Here is a 21,386-nt window from a genome sequence, read left to right on the forward strand (position 1 = left end):
TCAGGCTCCTTGAATGATCAGGCGAACGCCATCGGCTTGAAGCGGCGCCAGGCACCGACGGTGAGCACCGCGAAGAACACCAGCACGAGGCCCTGCACCACGGCGAACACGGGACCTCCGGGCGGCGCCGGCGCCACGGCGGGCGCGAGCGCGGCGAGCGCCGGCACCTTCAGGAACGACTGGATCACCAGCACGAAGACATTGAAATACAGCGAGATCATCGCGGTCACGATGTAGACCGGGCGCCAGACGCCAGCGAGCTTCATGCCGTAGAGCGCGATGCAGGCAATCGCGAGCAGCACCAGCGAGATGATGCCGATGATATGCGACGGCAGCAGCTCCTTGAACGGAAACAGGAAGCCGGTGGCGCTGGTGAGGATCGTGAACAGCAGGAAAATCGCGGTCAGGCCCGGCATCGGCTTCGAGCCGAGCAGGCCGAACATCACCACAAGGCCGGCTGCGATGCCGATCAGGCTGATGATAACATGAACCAGCGTGAAGGCGGGCAAGCTCAACCCAAGAACCATGACATCTCTCCTACTCTCTGCGTCGAGTTCGGGATTGATATTACGGTCCTCATCGGATTGCCACACGCGCTGGTGTCACACATGCGTGCGCAGCCATGCGTCATCGTGCGAATCGACAAACGCATGGCTGAGTTTTTTGCAACGCTGTCACAAACGACGGCAGTTTGTGGTGCGTAGCCCGGATGGAGCGATAGCGTAATCCGGGATTTTCGCATGCAAATGCAGTGTCCCCGGATTGCGCTTCGCTCCATCCGGGCTACGAGTCGACGAAAGTCGAATCGCGGCTCACACTTCCTTGGTGTCGAAGATCAACAGGTCGGCGCCGCCACTGGCGAATTTCGGCACGTCAGCGCCGGTCGCCTTACCTTCCGGGCTAGCGAATGCCGCCTGGATGTCGGCCGTGCTGTCGAAGGTGAGAATGGCAACGAGATGGATTCCGGAAGGTCCAGCGGGGGAGCCGACCGGCCCCTTGCTGATGGCGTACTTCTTCAGGCCTGGAAGTTTCTTCGCGAGCGGAATGTGGGTCTCGGCATAATATTTGTCGAAGGCCGCAGCATCCGTGGGCGTTTTATACAGCACGACGATTTCAGCCATTTAGTCCTCCCGTTAAGCGTTTTCTTTGTCGATCCTCATGGTGAGGAGGCGCGCGAGCGCCCCTGCGGACGATGCTTGCGCATCGCCGCGCGAACCATGCAGGCCCGGCTGTTGCATCCGGGCCTTCGTCCTTCGAGACGCGCGCGATGCGCGCTCCTCAGGATGAGGAGATAGTCCCGCATCACACCGCAGGATGGCAAGCCTCAATCGACTTGCCATCTGCTTGTCTTCTCCTTGACTCATTGTTTGAGCACGATCTTTTCGGAACCGCTGCACGCTTTCCGGATCGTGCTCTAAAGCGCCGGTTTTGCGGCGTCGCCGAGGAAGCCGTGCAGGGAGGCCACGACCTGGGCGCCCTCGCCGATGGCGCCGCCGACGCGCTTGACCGAGCCGGAGCGGACGTCGCCGACGGCGTAGACGCCGGGCACCGAGGTCTCCAGCGGTGCGACCAGTCGGCCCTGGTTCTGCTCGGACTGCGCACCCGTCACGACGAAGCCGCCGCGATCGAGCGTCACGCCGCAGCCGTCGAGCCAGTTGGTGGCGGGATCGGCGCCGACGAACAGGAAGAGATTGCGGATGTCGGCGAAATCCTCGTCGCTCGAGAGCCGGCTCTTCCAGCGGATGCGCCGCAGCAGCGAAGCCTCGTCGCCTTCGAGCGCCGTGATCTCGGTGTTAAACATCAGTTCGATATTCGGCGTGGCTTCGATGCGCTCGATGAGATAGCGCGACATGCTGGCGCCAAGGCCGCCGCCGCGGATGATCATCAGCACTTTTTTGGCGTGCCCCGAGAGGAAAACAGCGGCCTGCCCCGCGGAGTTGCCGGCACCGACCAGCGCGACCTCCTCGCCGGCGCACAGCTTCGCCTCGACCGGCGAGGCCCAATACCAGACGCCGCGGCCCTCGAACGTGTCGAGGTTCTCGATCTCGGGCCGGCGATAGCGCGCGCCGCTCGCGACCACCACCGCGCGCGAATGCAGCGGATCGCAGCCATCAAGCGCCACCGAAAACGCGCCGTCCTTGCGCGTGCAGTCGAGCGACTTCACCGTCACCGGGATCATGATCTCCGCGCCGAACTTTTGCGCCTGGTTGAAGGCGCGCGCGGTCAGGGCCTGGCCGGAAATGCCGGTCGGAAAGCCCAGATAGTTTTCGATGCGCGCGCTGGCGCCGGCCTGGCCGCCGAAGGCGCGGGTGTCGAGCACGGCGACCGAGAGGCCTTCGGACGCGGCATACACGGCCGTGGCGAGCCCGGCCGGCCCGGAGCCGACGATCGCGACGTCGTAGATGCGGTCGTTGCGCGGGCCGCCGATCATGCCGATCGCGCGCGCAAGCTCGGTTTCGCCGGGATTGCGCAGCACCGCACCATCGGGGGTGACGACCAGCGGCCAGTCGTCCGGCTTGGGCGAATAACGCGCGATGACGTCGGCGGCGTCGCGATCGCGCGCGGGATCGAGCAGATGATGCGGCTGGCCGTTGCGTGTGAGGAAGCCCTGCAGCCGCACCACGCCTGCCGAATGCGACGGACCGATCAGCACGACGCCGCCGACGCCGCCCTGCAGCAGATTGACCCGGCGCAGGATCAGCGCGCGCATGATGCGCTCGCCGAGCTCGGCCTCGGCGACCAGCAGCGCGCGCAGCCGCTCCGGCGGCAACAGCAGCGTCTCGACATCGCCTTCGGCGCGGCCGTCCACCAGCGCCGGCCGTCCGGAGAGCTGGCTCAGCTCGGCCAAAAATTGCCCCGGCCCCTGGTCGATCAACGGCGTGACATGGCCGAGGCCATCGCGCTGGGTGATGGCGACGTGGCCCTTCAGCACGACGAACATGCCCGGCCCGGGCTTCCCGGTTTCGAACAGGAATTCCCCATCGGCATAGTTGCGGACCTCGCCGAAATGTCTCATCCGCTCGATCTCGGCTGATGTCAGCGTCGGAAAGGTCTGTTCAGGGCGGGTGAACCGCGACATCTGCGCGTCACTCTCGGGTCGTTGCTCGTCCTGCCCCATTGCCACGTCCATGCACTCCAAAATTCTAGTCGCCGGTCTTGTCGGCTATCTCGCCGGCGGTCCCCTCATCTAGGGAATCATCTTCGTTCCGCGAGGGGCCGCCACTTGCGGCCCGTTCGCGCGCCTGCATCTTTCGCCGTTTCAGGTTTTCGCGCAGCGCCGATTTCAGCCGGTCGTCGCGAGACGCCCGGTCGTGTCTGGAGTCCTGCTTCGTGCTCTTGTCGTTCTCGTCTGCCATCGAGGTCCATTACAGCGATCGGCGATAACATGCCCGAGGAATAAGGCAGCTCAAGAGGCCCGCGCGATCCGATCGTGCGAAAATCGAAATGGATTGAATCCGGCGTATCGGGCAACTGGCCAGTTGGGTGGGGATATCGGAACCTATTCCGCGGAAAGTCGGCCGTTTCGAGCCAAAACAGGCATTTTGGCCCCGATATCGACCCGATTTTATCGCTTTGGCGGAGCAAGCAAGCTTGCACAGGAGGGGGGCTTGTGGCAGATATCGGCCCGCTTGGTAGGCCCCTCGTGGCGGCCGATTCTTACCCCAGCACATGCTGCCGTAGCTCAGTGGTAGAGCACTCCATTGGTAATGGAGAGGTCGACAGTTCAATCCTGTCTGGCAGCACCATTCCCTGGCTCAAATCGCACATGAAGCAGCCTTCTCGCGGCACGAGATGCCCGAGCTTTGCTTTTACCTTGACCCTCCTCTGTGAAGAGGGCGCAGGGAAGACCGGGTGCCGGCTGGCACCCGCGGTCCGCTGCGCAAAGATGTAGCGCAAAGAGACCGCACAGCAGCATACAGGTGACGCCGAACACTCGGCCTTCCCTGCGCAGTGGGTTGACGGCTTATGCCGCGCTCTCCCCGGCGACGAGTTCCTTTTTGTCACCGTCGCCTTGCGAATTGGCGATGGACCAAGACCCGGTTGAGCCCCGATCCATCTCCGCAAGGCTTGACCGTAGCAACGACGGCCAGGACCACACGATTTTGCCGTACGCAGCGATCCGGCTTCGCCAAGAGGCTTCGCCGGACACGTCCTGCTTCGCCCAAAAGGGCTTCGCAGGACTTGAGCGCCGTTCGTCCGCACGCAACAGGACCTCACGAGGTTCATCTCGCCCTAATCCCGCCTTCGCGTGCCCGGCACTGCCGCGTCCACCGCCCCCCGATCCACGTTCGTTACGACGGACGATCGCCCCTCTCCCTGGACCGGGATGACGGATTGATACTGCGATTCCGAATTTCGGTAAAGTGGAATATTTTTCTGGAGGAGGGTTGACGAGGTTTTGCGGGAGGCGGGTGTTTTGCCCGACGGGTCGCCCTTGGCCACGCGTGCTGCTTTTGACATAATCGGCGAATCCAAGAGGCAATCCCGCGACAGTCCTGGCGCAGCTAAGACCTTGTTCGGTGGCCAAGCATGCATGATGGGTTTCGCAAGTGCTCTACCCATCCTACGCGAGCCTAAGACTAAAAAAGGAGAGAGGCATGCTTGGGAACGCGAAGGTGGCAACCCGGCTTCCAGCCAAAGACCTCGATCGGGCGCGAGCGTTCTATTCGAAAAAACTCGGGCTCGAGCCGGTCGAACAGCGCGAGGGTGGACTCCGTTACGTCTGTGCGAATGGCGAGTTTGCGATATTCATCTCGGCCGGACTGCAATTCGGCACGCACACACAGATGGGCTGGGAAGTTGAGGATATCGAGGCAACGGTGCGCGAGCTTCGCGTGCGGGGAGTCGAATTCGAGGAATATGACCTACCCGGCTTGAAGACCGTTGATGGAATTGCCGCGATTACCGGGAATTACCCCAGCAAGGGTATCGGTGAGCGGGGCGCGTGGTTCCGCGACAGCGAAGGTAACTTGCTGGGAATCGGGCAGCCGATTCGATCTTGACGAGCAGCTGGGTCGCTCATGTCGTCGACATGCGGACGGCCGCCGCCAACCATCGCGGCCTTACGGCGGTGACGAAACATGATGGGTTTCGCAAGTGCTCTACCCATCCTACGCATTATCAGTTGATCACTTGTCGTCACCCATCCAATGCCCCGCAAATCGATCATCGGAACGGCGCAGCCGTCGGCATAGCTCGCGATTGATGTTCTGCAGGACGATCACATAGGCGTGGATATCGGCCTTGTAGCAGGCGTAGAGCTTTTTGGCGGTCAACTCGTAGAGCACCGTCGGACTCTCCGCGATCACCGTGGCGGATCGATTCTGCATTTCGATCAGCGTCATCTCGCCGAAGAAATCGCCGGGCTCCAGAACGGAAATCGGGACGGCGCTCCCAGAATTCGCCCGTTTGCTCACCGCCAGCCGGCCGGATTTGACGATGAACAGCGAGCGTCCGGGCTCGCCCTCCGTCACGACGGTTGCTCCGGGATCAAATCGGCACTCGACCAGCATCGACATCAGGAGGTCGAGACTTTGATCCGGGATACCGCCGAAGAACGGTGTGGCGAGCAGGAATGCTTTCAGGTCGGGGACACTGACGGCCATCGCGGGAGGATAATCTTCACGGCCTTCCGCGGCAAGCAGAGGAGACATCGGCGCTGACGATGCTCAACGTGTTGGAACAAGGCGGTCAGCGAAAATTTCGTAGCTCGTAGGTGAGCAAAGCGAAGCGTGCCCACCAACCACTATTGATAGATAGATGGTGGGCACGGCGCTACGCGCCTTTGCCCACCCTACTCTTACTGCCGCGCAACACTCTCGCCGCGGAGCGTCCGCTTTCGCCAGAGGTCAACCATCACCTTGACGGTCGCCGCAAGCACAGCTGCGCACAGCGCTGCCTTCGAGATCGTCTCCATCGTCCCCTCGATCAGCAGGCAATGGGCCACGCTTCCTGCGACGATGACGATCGCGAGGGGAATATGGACGATGCGCCAGGTGCGCAGCCGCAGTCCCAATCGTCGGCGTAGCAGCGCCAGAAGCGCGACCGTGAAGATGGCCCACATGGCGGTCACGCCGAAGGGGGAGAACGGCGTCGGCGATGTATAGGTCAGGGCGTCGATCATATCGGGCGGGCTGGTGATCCAGAGGCCGGCGACATGGATCACGACCGCCAGAGCCAGCGCGCCGCCGATCCAGTGATGGGCGCGCCGGCCGCGATAGGCCGACAGACCCGGCAGATATCCGCCGATCAGCAGGGGCTGAACGAGCACGAGACCGAGCGCGATGATCCCGGCGAAGCCGGCGAGGATGTAGACCGGGCCGCGCCATGCGAGCTGCTCGCTTCCGGCAGCGAGCGCGATCGGCACGCCGATGGCCAAAGCAAGGGCGACCCAGATCAGGGGCGCCCGTGCCGATCGCCGCCCCTTCATCTCCAATGCGATCAGGCCGGCTGCAGGACGAAGTGCGCTTCGAGGTTGGTTTCCTTTGCGCTCCGCATCACCGGCCGCAGGAACACGGTTTTGAACTCGCCGCTGTCATAGGCGAGATGGCCATGGGGCTGGCCGAAGATCGGAATGATCTGCGGCATCTCGAGCCGGAACTTGCCGTCCTTGTCGGTGAGCGTGGCGCCATGACTCTGCGGCTCGTGCTCCTGGCCTTCGGCGGTGTGTGCCCAGATCTGGATGCGTTGGCCTGCGAGCGGCGCCCCGTCGCCGGCGCGGCGCACGGTGCCGCTCATCCAGAAGCCGCCCTTGCCGATCCGCTCCACGATCGCCGCGCCCTTGCGGTAATTGTTCGCCCCGCCCGACATCGTCTCGGTCGGTGCGAGGCCGTCCGCGCGTGCCGGCAATATCAGCCCGGGAACGCTGGTTGCCAACATGCCGGTGGCCAGGGCGGAGCCGCCAGCGACAAGGAGGTTGCGGCGATTGAGTAGGACCGTGGTCATGTCGGTTCCTCCTGCAACGGAGCAGTAGCTCCGGCAATGGTACAACAACAGGGGCGAGACGCCCAGTTGAGACGAGGGGTGGAACGGGTCGCAATGACGGTGTTGTGAACGGGGGTGCAGGCCGCTCGCACACGCCATCAATGATCGTCTTCTTCCTTCACCAGCGTCAACAAGCGAAGCGTCAGGAACGTGAACACGGCGACCGTCACCGCGACATCGTAAGCGCCGAGCCCGACGGAGACGCCGATTGCGCCGGTGGCCCAGAGGCTCGCGGCCGTCGCGGTGCCCTGCACCGAATTCCCCTGCTTGAGGATAGCGCCACCGCCGATGAAGCCGATGCCGGTGATGAGGCCCTCGATCACCTTTGCCATCCCGTCAGGCGAATGCACGAGCAGGCTTTCGCTGGCCTGCACGAAGCCGCAACTTGCCATTGCGACCAGCGGAAAAGTGCGCAAGCCCGCGCTGCGCGCCCGCTTCTCGCGGTCCCACCCGATCGGAACCGCCAGCGCGAAGGCCGCAGCCAGCGCAACGACATGAACGCCGATATTGAATCTGTCCAAAGGAAAGTCCTCGAAATAAAAATCGTGGCCATTGATTAAACCGGCCAGCAACGCCGCAATGCGGCCCGAGGTTTCCATGCAGGCGGATTTGCCGCATGCATCAGCAGCAAGGATTTCGCCTCCGCGTAAGGGAGGCGGCGCAGCACCATGATCGTTTCCGCTGGTATTCCTGCGGCCGGCTCCTACATGTCGAGTCCACGTTCCCATCGCACGCGCCATTCGGACCCACCCATGATCCCCTTCTCCGTGCTCGACCTCGCGCCCATCCGCCAAGGCGGCGATGCGTCACAAGCGTTTCGCAATTCGCTCGATCTGGCCCGGCACGCCGAAAGCTGGGGCTACAAGCGGTTCTGGCTGGCCGAGCATCACAACATGACCGGCATCGCGAGTGCGGCGACCTCGGTGGTGATCGGGCATATCGCGGGCGGCACTAAAACCATCCGGGTCGGTTCCGGCGGAATCATGCTGCCGAACCATTCGCCGCTGGTCATCGCCGAGCAGTTCGGCACGCTGGCCTCGCTCTATCCCGGGCGGATCGATCTCGGGCTCGGGCGGGCGCCGGGCACCGACCAGTTCACCGCGCGGGCGCTGCGGCGCGATCTCGCCACCAGTTCCGAGAATTTTCCGCAGGACGTGCTGGAGTTGCAGGCGCTGCTCGGCGACGTGCAGCCGAACCAGGCCATCCGCGCCGTGCCGGGCATGGGGACGAAGGTGCCGCTGTGGATCCTGGGCTCCAGCACCTTTGGCGCGCAGCTCGCAGGCATGCTCGGCCTGCCGTTCGCGTTCGCCTCGCATTTCGCGCCGCAGATGATGATGCCGGCGCTGCGCGAGTATCGCGCGCGCTTCGAGCGGTCGGCCCAGCTCGACAAGCCCTACGCGATGGTCGGGGTCAACGTGTTCGCCGCCGACAGCGACGCGGACGCGCAGCGCATGTTCTCCTCGCTGCAGCAGCAGTTCATCAATCTGCGCCGCGGCACGCCGGGTCCGCTGCCGCCGCCGGTCGACGACATGGACGCGCTGTGGTCGCCGGCCGAAAAGGCGATGGTCGGTCAGTCGCTGTCGTGCTCGGCGGTCGGCACGCCTGACATGGTCGAAGCGAAGCTGAAGGCGCTGATCGCCGAGACCGGCGCGGACGAACTGATGACCACGGGCCAGATCTACGACCACGCCGCACGGCTGCGCTCGTTCGAGATCGCAGCCGGGGTCAGGGATCGGCTGGCGGGGTGAGCGCAGAGTCTGGCGCGGCCGACTTGGCAATGGCGCGTTCGTCATTGCGAGCGCAGAGAAGCAATCCAGAGTGCTTCTGCGGAAGCAAGTCTGGATTGCTTCGTCGCTCCGCTCCTCGCAATGACGGGTCGCCCTAATCCGGAAAGCCGAACAGCTTTGCCGGATTGTGCACCAATATCTTCTCCAGCTCCGCCTGGTCGGGCGCGTAGCGGTACATCAACTCCAGCAGATCGGCGTCGTTGGGCGGCTGCTTCACCGAGACCGGGTGCGGCCAGTCGCTGGCCCAGACGCAGCGGTCGACCGCGGCCTCGATATAGGCCCGCGCGATCGGGATGACGTCGTCGTAAGGAGCACCGCGCTTCGAGGTCTTTTCGCCGAGCGACAGCATCACCCAGAAATTGCCCTTGGCGAGCAGCTCCAGCATCTTGCGCAGGTTCGGATCGTTTCTGCCGGCTTCCGGATCGGGCCGGGCCATGTGGTCGATCAGCACGGGGACGTCGAGGTTCTCGTATTTGGCGACGCTCGACATGATGCCGTCCTTCTCGGGCTGGATCTTGACGTACCAGCCGAGCTCGCGGATACGCGCAATCGCGCGGGCGAAATCAGCATCCGACAGCACGGCGCCGAGCTCCTGGCGGAAGCTGAAGCGCGCGCCGCGGACACCCGCATCATGCAGCTTGGCGAGATAAGCATCGTTCGCCTCGGCGAACACCAGCGCGTTGGCGCAGCCGCGATAGTTCGGGCCCATCGCGGCGAGACCGTCGAGCACGACGGCATGATCGGCGCCATAGGTGGTGGTCTGCACGATGATGCCGCGCTCGATGCCGAGCGTCTTGTGCACGCGCAGCGCCGCTTCCCAGGTCGCGGTCGGCATCCGATAGGCAGCACCAGGACGCTCCGGATATTTGTCGATGGGGCCCAGCACGTGAAACTGGCTGTCGACGGTTTTGGGCGGTGGCGCCTTGACCGGGCGGCGCGGGTTCGGATCGAACGGCAGATAGGTCGGCATACGCGAAACTCCCTCAGTCGATCATTGCGGTGAAGTCACACTGCACCAGCGCGCCGCCATCCATGTTGTCCATCGGCAGCGCGTGGCGTGCCGGACGTGAATGCTCGTCCGGAAACATTTTTAGCCACTCGACATTGACCGGCCCGCGCTGCGTGCGGTCCTTCAGCCACACCGTCATCTTGATGATGTCGTCCGTGGTGCCGCCGGCGGCTTCCACCGTCGCCTTCATATGCGCGAACATGTTGGCGCATTGCGCGTCCAGGCTCTCGGGCATTGCGCCAGCCGCATCGCGGCCCAGGATGACGCCCGACATCACGAGATTGCCGATGCGGCAGGCGTTCGGAATCGGGTTGGCGTGCTTGAAGCCGCCGATATGGATGCTCTTGCGCCGCGTGTGACCGGTCATGATGCGCTCCTTCTTGCTAGCTTGTTCAGACGAATTGGCACGACACCGATCCGAAGGCGCCATAATCGGCATGAAACGTGTCGCCACGGCGGATGTCGACCGGACGCGTGAACGATCCGGCCAGCACCACCTCGCCGGCGGCGAGATGCTCGTCATGCGGCGCGAGGCGGTTGGCGAGCCAGGCGATGCCGTTGGCGGGATGATTGAGCACGCCGGCCGCAAGCCCGGTTTCCTCGACCTCGCCGTTGCGGAACAGCAGCGCGCCGATCCAGCGCATGTCCGCGTCCATCGGACGGAACGGCCGGCCGCCGAGCACCAGCGCGGCGTTGGCCGCGTTGTCCGAGATCGTGTCCATGACCTTTCGCGCCTTGCCGGTCTCGGGATCGACGCGGTGCATGCGCGTCTCCAGGATCTCCAGCGCCGGGGTGACGTAGTCGGTGGCGTTGAGCACGTCGAAGATGGTGCAATCCGGCCCGCGCAGCGGCGCCTTCAGCACGAAGGCGAGCTCGACCTCGATTCGCGGCGCGTGAAAGCGGTCGAACGGAATCGGCGTGGCGTCGGCATAGAACATGTCGGCGAACAGCACGCCGTAATCCGGCTCGGAAATGCCGACCGCGTTCTGCATCGCCTTCGAGGTCAGGCCGATCTTGTGGCCCTTGATGACGCGACCGCGACTGATCTGGAGTTTGGTCCAGGCGCGCTGAACGGCATAGGCATCCTCGATGCTGAAATCGGGATGGTCTTTGGTGAACATCGTGATCAGCGTCTTGGTGCGCTCGGCCTCGTCGAGCCGCGCGGCAAGGCGTTCGATCGTGGGAGTATCCAGCATGGCTTAACTCTCCGCCGCGACGGTATTGCGCAGCACGCCGATGCGGCTGGATTCGACCTCGACCACGTCGCCGACTTTCAGCCAGCGAGGCGGGTCAAAACGGGCGCCGGCGCCGGTCGGCGTGCCCGTCACGATCATGTCGCCGGGCTTCAGCGTGGCGAAGGTCGAGAGATAGGAGATCAGGAAATCGAACGGGAACATCAGGCGCTCGGTGGTGTCCTGCTGCCGCACCTCGCCGTTGACGCGCGTGATGATGTCGTGAGGCCCGCGCGGGTCGAGCTCGTCCGCGGTGACGATCCAGGGACCGATGCTGCCGGAGCGATCAAAATTCTTGCCCTGCGTGACATTGAACTTGCCGTGGCGCAGCCAGTCGCGAATCGTGCCCTCGTTGCACAAGGTCATGCCGAAGATGTGCGCCCAGGCCTTTTCGCGCGGGATGTGGCGGCCGCCCTGGCCGATCACGATGACGAGCTCGCCTTCGTAATCGAGCTGCTCGGAGACGTGAGGCTTCTCCAGCGGCTGACCGGAGCCCGTCATCGAGGACATGCTGCGCACGAACAGGCTGGGATATTTGGGCAGGTCGGAGCTGTCCTTATACTCCGCATTGCGCTCGGCGTAGTTGACGCCGATGCACCAGAGCTTTTCCGGCGCCAGCACCGGCGGAAGCAGCACGAGATCGTCGAGTGCGTAGTCCGGCTTTTGTCCGACGACGGCTTCCTGCGCGTCGGCCAGCGCATTGGCTGCGATCACCGCCCTCACATCGGAGAAGTCGCGGCCGATCCGCAGGGTCAGATCGACGACACCGCCTTCCATGGCGGCACCATAGCGCGGCTCTCCGTCCAGGAGATAACTTAAGAGTCGCATGGTCGTTCTCCAATGGCCTTAGGGCGCGCGCAGGGGTAGCGCGCTCAGTCTTTCGATTTGGGAGTTTGGAATACGCCGCGTAGCGTCACGATCTCGCCGAGCCGGGCGTAGCGCGGCCCGCCGATGCGTGCGATCGGATCGAGCGCCGCGGTTTCGACCTTGCCGTCGTTCACGAGGCCGTCGCGGAGGTGGAACATCACGACCTCGCCGACGATCAGGCGGCTGCGGGCGTCGCCGAATTCGAGGCACTGCCGGAAGCGGCATTCCATCGCGACGGGTGCAATGCCAAGACGCGGCACCTTGATGCGCTCGCTCGGGATCGTCTCAAGGCCAAGCTCCGCGACCTCGCTGATCTCAGGCGGATGCTCGACCGATGAGTCGTGCACGGCCTGCATCAGCGGGGTATCGGCGATGTGGATGACGTATTCCTCGGTGTCGAGGATGTTGTGCGCGGTGTCCTTGTAGTCCGCGCCCTTGCGGCCGACGCTGATGGCCAGCATCGGCGGCTTCTGCGAGACGAAGGTGAAGGCGCTGAACGGCGCGAGGTTGAGCACGCCCGCGCGCGACAGGCTCGTCACCCAGGCGATCGGGCGCGGCACCACGATGCCGGTCATCAGCCGGTAGATGCGCTCGGCGCCGAGCTCGGTGGGGTCGATCCGCATCGATCAATCCGCCTTGATGTTGGCCTTGCGCACGATCGGAATCCATTTGGCGTCCTCGCGCTCGAGATAGGCCTTGAATTCGTCGGGCGTCATCGCGACGGCTTCGCCGCCGAGCTTCTCGAACTTGTCGACCACGGCGGGATCCTTCAGGATCGCGGTCAGCGCCTCGTGCAGTTTGTCGATCACGGGCGCCGGCGTGCCTGCCGGTGCGAACAGGCCGGTGAAGGTCTGGCCGTCGAAATCCTTGTAGCCGAGCTCGGCGAAGGTCGGCACGTCGGGCAGCGACTTCAGGCGGTGCGGACTGGTGACGGCGAGCGCCCGGAACAGGCCGGCCTTGATGTGCTGCAGGCTGACGGTGAGCTGGTCGAACGCGAACTGCACCTGCCCGCCCAGGAGATCGTTGACTGCAGGCGCATTGCCGCGATAGTGCGCGGTGACCCATTGCAGGTCGAGGCTGGACTGCATCAGCTCGCTGAGCAAATGGTTGGTGGTGCCGGGACCGGGCGAGGCCATCGTCAGCTTGCCGGGCTCGCGCTTGGCGAGGTCGATGAATTCCTTGAAATTCGTCGCCTGCACCGACGGATGCACCTCGAGCACCAGCGGCGTCATCGAGATCGTCGTGATCGGCAGGAAGTCCTTCTTCCAGTTGTACACGTCGCGCTTGTTGATCTCGGTCGCGAACAGCACCGGGCCGTTGGCGCCGACGAACAGCGTGTAGCCGTCGGGCGCGGATTTCGCGAACGCCTCGCCCGCGATCATGCCGCCGGCACCCGCCTTGTTCTCGATGATGAAGGGCTGGCCGAGCTTTTCCTGAAGCTTGTCGGCGATGATGCGCGCGGCGCTATCGACATTGCCGCCGGCCGGATAGGGCACGATCAGCTTGACGTTGCGCGCCGGCCATTGCTGGCCCGACGCCGGTCCCGTCAACATCGCCGCTGCGGCAGCTATGGCAATCCAGATTAATCTCATGTTAACCTCCCGGCGGCGCTTCCAATTTTACGTCGATTTGCCTGAATTCGTACACGGCATCTCGATTCGGAGCGCAATCTCCAGATGCGCGCTTTACCTGTCGAGGAAATTGTGGCGTTCTTGTCCATATTATGGACAAGACGACTTCCGCAAAATCCACCCGCCGCATGACCGAACCGCGACAGGGCGCGCAGGCGATCCGCCGCGCGCTCGCGGTACTGCGCATTCTCGCCGCGGGCCGCGAAGACGGCGTGCCGCTGGCCGAGGTGGTGCGGGCGACCGGCCTCACCCGTCCGACCGTGCATCGCATCGTCCACGTGCTGATCGAGGAAGGCATCGTCGAACGGCATGATAGGACCGGCCGCTACGCGATCGGCAATCAGGTGCCGGAGCTCGCGCTCGCACGGGCACGGCCGTCGCGGCTGCTAATCGCCGCCAATCCGTCACTGCAACGCGCCTCCACCGAGATCGGCGACACGCTGTTCCTGACGGTGCGGACCGGCAACGACACGCTGTGCGTCGATCGCAGGATCGGTGTCTATCCGATCCAGGTGCTGTCGATCGAGGTCGGCGCGCGCCGGCCGCTCGGTGTCTCCAGCGCGGGCGTTGCCATCCTCGCCGCGATGCCGGCGCAGGACGCGCGAAAAATCGTCGCAGCCAATGAGAAGAGATTCGAGGCCTACCGGACCGACGCTGCGACCGTGCTGGGCCAGGTCACCGCCGCAAGACGGCTGGGGTATGGCATGAGAGAAATTGGTCTCGTGCAGGGCACGAAATCGATCTCGACCTGGATCAAGACCCCGGACGGCCGCCCCGCTGCCGCGATGACCGTCTCTGCCGTTCGGACCAGGCTCGGCCCGCGCCGCGAACAGGAGGTCGCGGAGATTTTGCTGCGGGAGGCGCGGATCATCGAGCAGGCGATCCGGGGCTAGGCCACGCCGTCAATGGGCTGACTTCGCACGCTGTTTTGTGGCACAAGAGCCACCTCCGCCGACCGAGCAACGAGGCCACGCATGCCCGCACCAAAACCGCCCGCCTTCGAGACCCTGAGCCTGCATGCGGGCCAGCATCCGGATCCCGCGACCGGCGCCCGCGCGGTGCCGATCTACCAGACCACGTCCTACGTGTTCCAGGACTCCGATCACGCCGCCGCGCTGTTCAATCTCGAACGCGCCGGCCACATCTATACGCGCATCTCCAATCCGACCACGGGTGTGCTCGAGGAACGGCTTGCGGCGCTGGAGGGCGGCGTCGGCGCGATCTGCACCGCAAGCGGCATGGCCGCGCTCCATCTGGCCATCGCGACGTTGCTCAATGCCGGTGACCATATCGTGGCGTCGAGCTCGCTCTATGGCGGCACCATAAACCTGCTGGCACACACGTTGCCGCGCTTCGGCATCACCACCAGCTTTGTCAAGCCGCGCGATCTCGACGCGCTCCGCGCCGCGATCAGGCCGAACACGAAGCTGGTGATCGGCGAGACCATCGGCAATCCCGGGCTCGAAGTGCTTGATATTCCGAAGGTCGCGGCGATCGCGCATGACGCGAAGATTCCGCTGCTGATCGACAACACCTTTGCCACGCCCTATCTCAGCCGTCCGATCGAGCTCGGCGCCGACATCGTCATGCATTCGGCGACCAAATGGATCGGAGGCCACGGCATCGCGATCGGCGGCGCCATCGTCGACGGCGGCCGTTTCGATTGGCGTTCATCCGGAAAATTCGGCGTGCTGACCGAGCCCTATGGCGGCTATCACGGCATCGTCTTCGACGAGCAGTTCGGCACGGCCGCCTTCATCATGCGCGCGCGCACCGAAGGCCTGCGCGATTTCGGCGCTTGTCTATCCCCGACCAACGCCTTCCAGCTGTTGCAGGGCGTGGAGACGCTCGGTGTGCGCATGGACCGCCACATGCAGAACACGCACCTCGTGCTGGAAGCCCTGAAATCCAACAAGGCCGTAGATTGGGTGCTGCATCCCTCGCTGGAGGACCACGCTGACTACCAGCTGGCAAAGACATTGCTGCCGCGCGGCGCCGGCTCGATCGTCTCCTTCGGAATCAAGGGCGGCCGGCCCGCGGGACGCAAGTTCATCGAAGCGCTGCGCATGATCAGTCATCTCGCCAATGTCGGCGACGCCAAGACGCTGGTGATCCATCCCGCGTCGACCACGCACCAGCAGATGGACGCCGAGCAGCTCAAGGCCTCCGGCATCGGCGAGGAGCTGGTGCGGCTCTCGGTCGGCATCGAGACCGCAAGCGACATCATCGACGATCTCACCCAAGCGCTGCGCATCTCGCAAAAGGTCTGACACCATGAAGCTCTCCGTCAACGGCGCCGAGGTGCTGGTCGCAACCGGCGGCCGCGACTTCGACAGATCCCTGCCCGCAGTCGTCTTCCTCCATGGCGCCGGCTTCGATCATTCGACCTGGGCGCTGCACACGCGCTGGTTCGCCCATCATGGCTTTGGCGTGCTGGCGCCTGATCTGCCCGGTCACGGCCGCTCGCCCGGACCCTCGCTCGGCAGCATCGCCGAGATGGCCGACTGGACGGCGGCCCTGCTCGATGCGGCCGGAGCGACGAAAGCGCATCTGATCGGCCATTCCATGGGATCGCTGATCTCGCTGGAGACGGCCGCACGTCACCCCGACAAGGTGTCCGCGCTCAGCCTGATCGGCACGGCCGCGACCATGACGGTCGGCCCGGATCTGCTGAAAGCGGCCGAAGCCAATTCGCAGGATGCAAACGACATGGTCTCTATCTGGGGACTCGGCTTCAACGCCGAGCTCGGCGGCAGCCTCGCACCGGGCCTGTGGATGCATGGCGGCGCCCAGGCCGTGTTGAAACACTGCGAGCCGGGCGTGCTGTTCAGGGATTTGTCGGCTTGCAACGCTTACGCCAATGCGCTTCAGGCTGCCACGAGCGTGAAGGTGCCCACGACTCTCATCCTCGGCGAGCGGGACATGATGACGCCGGTGAAGGCCGGCAAGGCACTTGCCGCCGCGATCCCGCATGCAAAGACCGTCGTCGTGCCCGGCGCCGGCCACATGATCATGGCCGAACGCCCGGATGAATTGCTGGCGGCGCTGACGGGCTGAGGATTTAGATAGAAGCCGGCCTCCCCGGCGTCATGGCCGGGCTTGTCCCGGCCATCCATGCCTGGCCACTCCAAAGCAAGAACGTGGATGCCCGGGACAAACCCGGGCATGACGACAATTCAGGAGCCCGGCGTCCACTTCCAGACGATGTCGGACACGTTGACCGGCTTCGGGATCAGACCCAATTTTGCAAAACGGTCGGCGACCGCCTGCTGGCTCTTGGTCACCTCTGCATCCAGCGGTACCACGCGATAGGTGGAGCGGTTGACGAAGCGGCGGATCGCCTCGATGTCGACGCCGGTCGCGTCGGCCTGAGCCTTTGCTACCTCCTCATGATGAGATTCCGCCCACACGCCTTCGGAGGCGAAGCTCGCGTTGAGCTTTGCCATCAGCGAAGGATACTTCTCCACGAAGTCGGCGCCAGCGATGTAGAATGCGTTCGGTTTGTGGACATCCTTGTCGAAGGCGATGACGCGGGCGCTCTCCTTCAATTCAGCAAGCGCCAGATACGGATCCCAGATCGACCAGGCATCGACCGAACCCTTTACAAAGGCGGCCGTCGCATCCGCCGGGGCGAGCGGAGCCGGCGCAATATCGGACCAGGAGAGACCGGCCTTCTCGAGCGACGCGACGAGGAGGTTGTGCGCACTCGATCCCTTGGCAAACGCAACGCGCTTCCCCTTGAGGTCCGCAAGCGATTTGATCGGCGAATCCTTCGGCACGATGATCGCCTGAGTGTCGCCTTCCGATTTCACCGCCGCGACGTAGCGGATCCTGGCCCCGCCGGCTTGCGCGAAGATCGGCGGCGTATCGCCGACGAAGCCGAAATCGACGCTGCCGACATTGATGGCTTCCAGCAGCGGCGGACCAAACTGGAAGTCGATCCATTTGATCTCGATGCCGAGCGGCTTGAAGGCGCTTTCGAGCGTTTGACGCTGGCGAACCGCCGGGAAGAAGCCGCCCTTCTGCGTACCGATGCGGATTTCCGCCGGCTTGTCGTCCGCGCGCGCCGGTGCGGCCAAAGCGGTCGCGAGCAGCAGCGTCGTTGCGAGAATGTGTCGACGATTGATCATGACGTGGTCCTTTCGGTGGGATCAGCTGGCAAAGGCTGGAGAATTCGCGCGCCGGGTCCGCTCGCAGAACACGGTACGGGCGGCACGCTCGGCCTCGCGCGCCGAGCGGAACTGCCGGCCTTCGAGGCTGTCGAACAGACGCTCGGAGGAGAAAAAGCGGAAGCCGCGCGTGTCCTTCGTGACGATGCCAGCGGCGCGGTCGTGGATTTCGATGATGTAAGCGTTCGATTGGTGTTGGGACATGACTGCTCGTTCGCCGGGGCTCGGCGTTTCTGTCTTGGGATTTGCTGGATGAGGTGCTGCTAGGAGGCGGCGGTCAGCAACAACAGGCGCCGGTGGCCGCCGAGAAACAACGCCGCGTCATGCATGCATGCATGTCGTTGTTAATGCGCTGGTGATCGGTTCTCATATCGCCGCTTCGGCTCGAGGAGCAGTTTCGATGCATCGAATATCGAGCGTTTAGTGCGATCAGTCAATGAAATGGCTATCCATAATTGCCCCTGCCGCGTATCGGCACTTCTCCGCGCGCGAGCGTAGGCAAACGAATTCATCTCGCGATGAGCTCAACTAGCGAGGCACCTCGCCTCTCCCCGTAAGAACGGGGAGAGGGGGAAGAGGCAGCAGAGAGAGGGGAAGAGGCATCACCACATCGTCGCTGCCGCCCGCTCGGGCCAGGCGCGATCGTATTCCGCGCCGCCGACCTTGTTCTCGCTCATCTCGGCGAGGATCTGGCCGGGCGTCGGCAGCGTCTTGGGGTCGATGCGCTTGTCGGGATTCCAGAGATCGGAGCGGACGATGGCGCGGGCGCACTGGAAGTAGATTTCGTGGACCGTCATCACCATGACGCTGCGCGGCGCCTTGCCGTCGACCTTGAAGGAAGCGAGCAGCTCGGGATCAATAGAAAGATGGGCTCGGCCATTGGCGCGGACCGCATTGCCGGAGCCGGGGATCAGGAACATCAGCGACACCCTGGGATCGCGCACGATGTTGCGCAAGGAATCGACCCGGTTGTTGCCGCGGCGATCCGGCAGCATCAGCGTCTTTGGGTCATGAATGCGAACGAAACCGGAGAGATCGCCGCGCGGCGAGCAGTCGATCCCCTCGGGTCCGATGGTGGCGAGCGCGGCGAACGGTGCTTTCTCGATGAAGACGCGATAGAGCGGGGTGACGTGGTCGGCGACTTTCACGGTCGAGGCGTCGTTGGTGACGCCGTAGATGGCCTCCAGCTGCTCGACCGTTTCGATCACCGACATTCCAGACTCCTTGCTGTGCGGGCTATTCGTGCCAGCCTTGATTCCTGATCACGCGCAGAAGCTGGCGGCCGTGATACTCCGCACTGCCCGCGTTGAGGATGGTGACATCGGCCTGGGCCGATGCATCGTCGACGCTGCGCGTCAGCCGTTCCGCGATATTGCCGTCACTCTCTCGGGCGCGGGCGGCGAGCCGCTGCGCCAGCACATCCGGCGGCGCAGTGATAGCGACCGCCACGACGTTTGCATAGGCCTGGCGTAGCGCGCCGATCACGGTGCGCGAAACATTGGCCACGACGGCGCGTCCGGCACGAATATCGTCGTTGAGGTCGCGCGGCAGCGCGTAGCAATGCCCATGCGCCTCCCAATGCACGGCGAATTCGCCATGGTCGCGCGCGCGACGGAATTCGTCAGGGCTCACCGCAATATTGTCTTCGTCGGCCGAAGATTCGCGCGTCACGACACGGCGCGGGAAGACGATGTTCTGATCTTCGATGCACGCCGCCCGCGCCAGTCGCAGCAGCGTGTCCTTGCCGGCACCGCTGGGACCGACCACGAGCACGAGCCGCCCGGGCCCGATCGCACCCGTCTGCGCTCCCGTCGTGGTGACGGTCTCGCTCATGCGACGCGGCTTCCTTCGCGCCAGACGCTGCGGACCGCGGGAACGTGGCCCGCGACGTGCACGCGGATCAGATCGGCACGCTTGCCGACGGCAATCTCACCCCGATCGGACAGGCCGACCGCCTCGGCGGGCGCCTTCGTCACCGTGCGGATCGCCGCCGCAAGACTGATGACGGGCACGTGCTCGGGCAAACGCAATGCAGCCATCAAAAGGCTCGAGGGAATGTAGTCCGACGACAGGATGTCGAGCAGGCCCTCGCGGGCGAGATCGACCGCGGCGATGTTGCCGGAATGCGAGCCGCCGCGCACGACGTTCGGCGCGCCCATCAGGATGTCGATCCCGGCCTCGTGCAGGCCGCGCGCAGCCTCCAGCGTGGTCGGAAATTCCGCCACCGAAACGCCATCGCGCACGGCGTCCACGACGTTCTCCTCGGTGGTATCGTCATGGCTCGCCAGCGGGATCTTGTACTTGTGTGCCAGCGCCACGATCTCGCGCATGTTGGTCGCCGCATAGGCCTTCTGATATTCGAAGCGCTTCGCGAACAGCTGGTCGAGCTCGGCATCGGTCTTGCCGCCGCCCTTGCCGCGGTAATAGTCGCGCAGCTTGCCTTCGTCGCGGAACTGGCGCTGGCCGGGGGTGTGGTCCATCAGCGACATCAGCCGCACGTCGGGACGGTCGATCAGCTCCCTGGCCTCCTCCACCACGCTCGGCATCGGGATTTCGCAGCGCAGATGCAGGAAGTGATCGGCACGCAGCAATTTGGCATCGCGCGCGGTCGTGATCGCCGCGGCAAGCACGCCGGCGCGTCCATCTACTTCCTCGGCACCATCCTCGCGCCAGACCCGGAGCGAGTCGAACACCGTGGTGATGCCCGAGGTCGCGAGTTGGCCGTCATAGGAGACGACGGCGGCGACCGGATTCCAGAACACTTTTGGCCGCGGCACGTAATGCGCTTCGAGGTGGTCGGTGTGAAGCTCGATCAATCCCGGCATGATCAAATCGCCGCCGGCATCCTCGGCCCCCGCAGGCGCCCTGCCCTCACCGATCTCGGCGATACGTCCATCGGCGAGGGCAAGCCAGCCCTGCTCGATCACCCGGTCCGCCAGCACGATCCTGGCGTTGGCGATCACGATGTCCTTCTTGGCGTTCATGTCCATTTCCTTCAAGCCGCGGCGGCGAAGCTGGTGACGTCGACGATGCGGTCGGCAATCTGATGACGGATTTCGTCGTCATGGACAATGGCGACCATGGCGACGCCCCGGCGCTTCTTTTCGGCGACCAGCTCGACCACGACGGCCCGGTTGGCGGCATCCAGCGAGGCGGTGGGCTCGTCGAGCAGCAGGATCGGCAGATCCGAGATGAAGCCGCGCGCGATGTTGACACGCTGCTGCTCGCCGCCGGAGAAGGTCGCGGGCGGCAGCTGCCGGAGTCGCTCGGGGATGTTGAGACGATGCAGCAGTTCGCCGGCGCGGGCTTGCGCCTCCGCGCGCGCCATGCCGTTGACGATCAGGGGCTCGGCGACCACGTCGACGGTCGCGACGCGCGGCACCGCGCGCAGGAACTGGCTGACATAGCCAATGGTCGCGCGGCGGATGTTGAGGACCTGCCGCGGCTCGGCGGTGGCGAGATCGACCAGCGCGCCGCGATGGCGGATGCCGATGCGGCCGGAGTCGCAGCGGTAATTACCGAAGATCATCTTCAGGATCGACGATTTTCCGGCGCCTGATGGCCCCGACAGCACGACGCATTCGCCAGGATTGACGTGAAAGGTCACGCCGCTGACGACAGGCAATTCGATGCCGCCCTGCAGGTGCATCGTAAAGGTCTTGTTGGCGTTGGCGACGTCGATCATGGCGGTCATTGAAAAACTCTTC

Annotated in this window: 25 protein-coding genes and 1 tRNA gene; 6 read left to right on the forward strand and 20 right to left on the reverse strand. The window is 64.4% G+C overall.

The annotated features are described in order from the left end of the window. Nucleotides 1-17 precede the first annotated feature (17 nt). The 4 genes from AC0L3S_RS08705 to AC0L3S_RS08720 form a co-directional block, all read right to left on the reverse strand. A complete protein-coding gene (locus AC0L3S_RS08705) occupies nucleotides 18-527 on the reverse strand; it encodes a hypothetical protein (protein ID WP_473278751.1) in 510 nt (169 codons plus the stop codon). Nucleotides 528-812: 285 nt separating this feature from the next. Continuing rightward, a complete protein-coding gene (locus AC0L3S_RS08710) occupies nucleotides 813-1,121 on the reverse strand; it encodes an EthD family reductase (protein WP_007615494.1) in 309 nt (102 codons plus the stop codon). A 293-nt stretch (nucleotides 1,122-1,414) separates the two neighbouring features. Beyond that, the gene (locus AC0L3S_RS08715; RefSeq protein WP_473278880.1) at nucleotides 1,415-3,118 is read right to left on the reverse strand and encodes an FAD-dependent oxidoreductase; all 1,704 of its coding nucleotides are present in this window, start codon (nucleotides 3,116-3,118) and stop codon (nucleotides 1,415-1,417) included. A gap of 25 nt (nucleotides 3,119-3,143) precedes the next feature. Beyond that, nucleotides 3,144-3,356, reverse strand: coding sequence for a hypothetical protein (locus tag AC0L3S_RS08720; protein WP_473278752.1), 213 nt, complete (start codon nucleotides 3,354-3,356; stop codon nucleotides 3,144-3,146). A gap of 315 nt (nucleotides 3,357-3,671) precedes the next feature. Between AC0L3S_RS08720 and AC0L3S_RS08725 the strand changes: the two genes are divergently transcribed. Together AC0L3S_RS08725 and AC0L3S_RS08730 are read left to right on the forward strand one after the other, a co-directional pair. Next, nucleotides 3,672-3,746, forward strand: a tRNA-Thr gene (locus tag AC0L3S_RS08725). Between the two features lie 852 nt (nucleotides 3,747-4,598). Further along, a complete protein-coding gene (locus AC0L3S_RS08730) occupies nucleotides 4,599-5,003 on the forward strand; it encodes a VOC family protein (RefSeq protein WP_473278753.1) in 405 nt (134 codons plus the stop codon). A 126-nt stretch (nucleotides 5,004-5,129) separates the two neighbouring features. On the opposite strand, the gene AC0L3S_RS08735 is transcribed toward AC0L3S_RS08730, so the two are convergent. The 4 genes from AC0L3S_RS08735 to AC0L3S_RS08750 all read right to left on the reverse strand — a co-directional run bounded on the left by AC0L3S_RS08735 (nucleotide 5,130) and on the right by AC0L3S_RS08750 (nucleotide 7,505). Further along, nucleotides 5,130-5,606, reverse strand: a complete 477-nt coding sequence (locus AC0L3S_RS08735; RefSeq protein ID WP_473278754.1) for a Crp/Fnr family transcriptional regulator — start codon at nucleotides 5,604-5,606, stop codon at nucleotides 5,130-5,132. Between the two features lie 194 nt (nucleotides 5,607-5,800). Continuing rightward, nucleotides 5,801-6,430 (reverse strand): ferric reductase-like transmembrane domain-containing protein, encoded by a 630-nt coding sequence (locus tag AC0L3S_RS08740; RefSeq protein WP_473278755.1) that lies wholly within the window; start codon nucleotides 6,428-6,430, stop codon nucleotides 5,801-5,803. A gap of 11 nt (nucleotides 6,431-6,441) precedes the next feature. Then, the gene (locus AC0L3S_RS08745; RefSeq protein WP_473278756.1) at nucleotides 6,442-6,945 is read right to left on the reverse strand and encodes a peptidase associated/transthyretin-like domain-containing protein; all 504 of its coding nucleotides are present in this window, start codon (nucleotides 6,943-6,945) and stop codon (nucleotides 6,442-6,444) included. Nucleotides 6,946-7,082: 137 nt separating this feature from the next. Then, nucleotides 7,083-7,505, reverse strand: coding sequence for an MgtC/SapB family protein (locus AC0L3S_RS08750; protein ID WP_473264396.1), 423 nt, complete (start codon nucleotides 7,503-7,505; stop codon nucleotides 7,083-7,085). Nucleotides 7,506-7,736: 231 nt separating this feature from the next. Between AC0L3S_RS08750 and AC0L3S_RS08755 the strand changes: the two genes are divergently transcribed. Continuing rightward, nucleotides 7,737-8,732, forward strand: a complete 996-nt coding sequence (locus tag AC0L3S_RS08755) for an LLM class flavin-dependent oxidoreductase (protein ID WP_473278757.1) — start codon at nucleotides 7,737-7,739, stop codon at nucleotides 8,730-8,732. A gap of 133 nt (nucleotides 8,733-8,865) precedes the next feature. Here AC0L3S_RS08755 and AC0L3S_RS08760 read toward each other — a convergent pair whose 3' ends face one another. Genes AC0L3S_RS08760 through AC0L3S_RS08785 form a run of 6 tightly spaced genes read right to left on the reverse strand, consistent with a single transcriptional unit; the run spans nucleotide 8,866 to nucleotide 13,471 of the window. After that, nucleotides 8,866-9,741, reverse strand: coding sequence for an amidohydrolase family protein (locus AC0L3S_RS08760; protein ID WP_473264399.1), 876 nt, complete (start codon nucleotides 9,739-9,741; stop codon nucleotides 8,866-8,868). A 13-nt stretch (nucleotides 9,742-9,754) separates the two neighbouring features. Continuing rightward, the gene (locus AC0L3S_RS08765; protein WP_219682465.1) at nucleotides 9,755-10,147 is read right to left on the reverse strand and encodes a RidA family protein; all 393 of its coding nucleotides are present in this window, start codon (nucleotides 10,145-10,147) and stop codon (nucleotides 9,755-9,757) included. Nucleotides 10,148-10,172: 25 nt separating this feature from the next. After that, complete coding sequence (hpaH, locus tag AC0L3S_RS08770; RefSeq protein ID WP_473264400.1) at nucleotides 10,173-10,976, reverse strand: 2-oxo-hept-4-ene-1,7-dioate hydratase; 804 nt, start codon at nucleotides 10,974-10,976, stop codon at nucleotides 10,173-10,175. Between the two features lie 3 nt (nucleotides 10,977-10,979). Beyond that, nucleotides 10,980-11,840 (reverse strand): fumarylacetoacetate hydrolase family protein, encoded by an 861-nt coding sequence (locus tag AC0L3S_RS08775; protein WP_473264401.1) that lies wholly within the window; start codon nucleotides 11,838-11,840, stop codon nucleotides 10,980-10,982. Nucleotides 11,841-11,884: 44 nt separating this feature from the next. Then, on the reverse strand, nucleotides 11,885-12,502 hold the full coding sequence (locus tag AC0L3S_RS08780; protein ID WP_247463402.1) for a flavin reductase family protein: 618 nt from the start codon (nucleotides 12,500-12,502) through the stop codon (nucleotides 11,885-11,887). 3 nt (nucleotides 12,503-12,505) lie between these two features. Further along, on the reverse strand, nucleotides 12,506-13,471 hold the full coding sequence (locus AC0L3S_RS08785; RefSeq protein WP_473264402.1) for a Bug family tripartite tricarboxylate transporter substrate binding protein: 966 nt from the start codon (nucleotides 13,469-13,471) through the stop codon (nucleotides 12,506-12,508). A 131-nt stretch (nucleotides 13,472-13,602) separates the two neighbouring features. On the opposite strand from AC0L3S_RS08785, the gene AC0L3S_RS08790 reads away from it, so the two are divergent. From AC0L3S_RS08790 to AC0L3S_RS08800, 3 genes are all read left to right on the forward strand, one after another. Continuing rightward, nucleotides 13,603-14,403, forward strand: coding sequence for an IclR family transcriptional regulator (locus tag AC0L3S_RS08790; protein WP_473278759.1), 801 nt, complete (start codon nucleotides 13,603-13,605; stop codon nucleotides 14,401-14,403). Between the two features lie 81 nt (nucleotides 14,404-14,484). After that, nucleotides 14,485-15,780 carry an O-acetylhomoserine aminocarboxypropyltransferase gene (locus tag AC0L3S_RS08795; RefSeq protein ID WP_473264404.1) on the forward strand — a complete coding sequence of 432 codons (1,296 nt, stop codon included), beginning with the start codon at nucleotides 14,485-14,487 and terminating at the stop codon, nucleotides 15,778-15,780. Nucleotides 15,781-15,784: 4 nt separating this feature from the next. Beyond that, nucleotides 15,785-16,567, forward strand: a complete 783-nt coding sequence (locus AC0L3S_RS08800) for an alpha/beta fold hydrolase (protein WP_473264405.1) — start codon at nucleotides 15,785-15,787, stop codon at nucleotides 16,565-16,567. Between the two features lie 119 nt (nucleotides 16,568-16,686). Here AC0L3S_RS08800 and AC0L3S_RS08805 read toward each other — a convergent pair whose 3' ends face one another. From AC0L3S_RS08805 to phnL, 6 genes are all read right to left on the reverse strand, one after another. After that, nucleotides 16,687-17,640, reverse strand: coding sequence for an aliphatic sulfonate ABC transporter substrate-binding protein (locus AC0L3S_RS08805; protein WP_473278760.1), 954 nt, complete (start codon nucleotides 17,638-17,640; stop codon nucleotides 16,687-16,689). Between the two features lie 21 nt (nucleotides 17,641-17,661). Further along, a complete protein-coding gene (locus AC0L3S_RS08810; protein WP_473264407.1) occupies nucleotides 17,662-17,883 on the reverse strand; it encodes a hypothetical protein in 222 nt (73 codons plus the stop codon). Nucleotides 17,884-18,281: 398 nt separating this feature from the next. Next, nucleotides 18,282-18,893 (reverse strand): pyridoxamine 5'-phosphate oxidase family protein, encoded by a 612-nt coding sequence (locus tag AC0L3S_RS08815; protein WP_473278763.1) that lies wholly within the window; start codon nucleotides 18,891-18,893, stop codon nucleotides 18,282-18,284. Between the two features lie 22 nt (nucleotides 18,894-18,915). Further along, nucleotides 18,916-19,512: a phosphonate metabolism protein/1,5-bisphosphokinase (PRPP-forming) PhnN gene (gene phnN, locus AC0L3S_RS08820; protein ID WP_473278764.1), complete on the reverse strand. Its 597-nt coding sequence runs from the start codon at nucleotides 19,510-19,512 to the stop codon at nucleotides 18,916-18,918. After that, nucleotides 19,509-20,663 carry an alpha-D-ribose 1-methylphosphonate 5-triphosphate diphosphatase gene (locus AC0L3S_RS08825; protein WP_473278765.1) on the reverse strand — a complete coding sequence of 385 codons (1,155 nt, stop codon included), beginning with the start codon at nucleotides 20,661-20,663 and terminating at the stop codon, nucleotides 19,509-19,511. The genes phnN and AC0L3S_RS08825 overlap by 4 nt, the downstream gene beginning before the upstream one ends. 11 nt (nucleotides 20,664-20,674) lie before the next feature. After that, complete coding sequence (gene phnL, locus AC0L3S_RS08830; protein ID WP_473278766.1) at nucleotides 20,675-21,373, reverse strand: phosphonate C-P lyase system protein PhnL; 699 nt, start codon at nucleotides 21,371-21,373, stop codon at nucleotides 20,675-20,677. Nucleotides 21,374-21,386: the final 13 nt, after the last annotated feature.

This window comes from Bradyrhizobium sp. Ken01, assembly GCF_055807355.1.

Bases quoted from the DNA above. Each gene is read 5' to 3' on its own strand.
- AC0L3S_RS08705 (WP_473278751.1), bottom strand. From the start codon at position 527: ATGGTTCTTGGGTTGAGCTTGCCCGCCTTCACGCTGGTTCATGTTATC.
- AC0L3S_RS08710 (WP_007615494.1), bottom strand. From the start codon at position 1,121: ATGGCTGAAATCGTCGTGCTGTATAAAACGCCCACGGATGCTGCGGCC.
- AC0L3S_RS08715 (WP_473278880.1), bottom strand. From the start codon at position 3,118: ATGGGGCAGGACGAGCAACGACCCGAGAGTGACGCGCAGATGTCGCGG.
- AC0L3S_RS08720 (WP_473278752.1), bottom strand. From the start codon at position 3,356: ATGGCAGACGAGAACGACAAGAGCACGAAGCAGGACTCCAGACACGAC.
- AC0L3S_RS08730 (WP_473278753.1), top strand. From the start codon at position 4,599: ATGCTTGGGAACGCGAAGGTGGCAACCCGGCTTCCAGCCAAAGACCTC.
- AC0L3S_RS08735 (WP_473278754.1), bottom strand. From the start codon at position 5,606: ATGGCCGTCAGTGTCCCCGACCTGAAAGCATTCCTGCTCGCCACACCG.
- AC0L3S_RS08740 (WP_473278755.1), bottom strand. From the start codon at position 6,430: ATGAAGGGGCGGCGATCGGCACGGGCGCCCCTGATCTGGGTCGCCCTT.
- AC0L3S_RS08745 (WP_473278756.1), bottom strand. From the start codon at position 6,945: ATGACCACGGTCCTACTCAATCGCCGCAACCTCCTTGTCGCTGGCGGC.
- AC0L3S_RS08755 (WP_473278757.1), top strand. From the start codon at position 7,737: ATGATCCCCTTCTCCGTGCTCGACCTCGCGCCCATCCGCCAAGGCGGC.
- AC0L3S_RS08760 (WP_473264399.1), bottom strand. From the start codon at position 9,741: ATGCCGACCTATCTGCCGTTCGATCCGAACCCGCGCCGCCCGGTCAAG.
- AC0L3S_RS08765 (WP_219682465.1), bottom strand. From the start codon at position 10,147: ATGACCGGTCACACGCGGCGCAAGAGCATCCATATCGGCGGCTTCAAG.
- hpaH (WP_473264400.1), bottom strand. From the start codon at position 10,976: ATGCTGGATACTCCCACGATCGAACGCCTTGCCGCGCGGCTCGACGAG.
- AC0L3S_RS08775 (WP_473264401.1), bottom strand. From the start codon at position 11,840: ATGCGACTCTTAAGTTATCTCCTGGACGGAGAGCCGCGCTATGGTGCC.
- AC0L3S_RS08780 (WP_247463402.1), bottom strand. From the start codon at position 12,502: ATGCGGATCGACCCCACCGAGCTCGGCGCCGAGCGCATCTACCGGCTG.
- AC0L3S_RS08785 (WP_473264402.1), bottom strand. From the start codon at position 13,471: ATGAGATTAATCTGGATTGCCATAGCTGCCGCAGCGGCGATGTTGACG.
- AC0L3S_RS08790 (WP_473278759.1), top strand. From the start codon at position 13,603: ATGGACAAGACGACTTCCGCAAAATCCACCCGCCGCATGACCGAACCG.
- AC0L3S_RS08795 (WP_473264404.1), top strand. From the start codon at position 14,485: ATGCCCGCACCAAAACCGCCCGCCTTCGAGACCCTGAGCCTGCATGCG.
- AC0L3S_RS08800 (WP_473264405.1), top strand. From the start codon at position 15,785: ATGAAGCTCTCCGTCAACGGCGCCGAGGTGCTGGTCGCAACCGGCGGC.
- AC0L3S_RS08805 (WP_473278760.1), bottom strand. From the start codon at position 17,640: ATGATCAATCGTCGACACATTCTCGCAACGACGCTGCTGCTCGCGACC.
- AC0L3S_RS08810 (WP_473264407.1), bottom strand. From the start codon at position 17,883: ATGTCCCAACACCAATCGAACGCTTACATCATCGAAATCCACGACCGC.
- AC0L3S_RS08815 (WP_473278763.1), bottom strand. From the start codon at position 18,893: ATGTCGGTGATCGAAACGGTCGAGCAGCTGGAGGCCATCTACGGCGTC.
- phnN (WP_473278764.1), bottom strand. From the start codon at position 19,512: ATGAGCGAGACCGTCACCACGACGGGAGCGCAGACGGGTGCGATCGGG.
- AC0L3S_RS08825 (WP_473278765.1), bottom strand. From the start codon at position 20,663: ATGAACGCCAAGAAGGACATCGTGATCGCCAACGCCAGGATCGTGCTG.
- phnL (WP_473278766.1), bottom strand. From the start codon at position 21,373: ATGACCGCCATGATCGACGTCGCCAACGCCAACAAGACCTTTACGATG.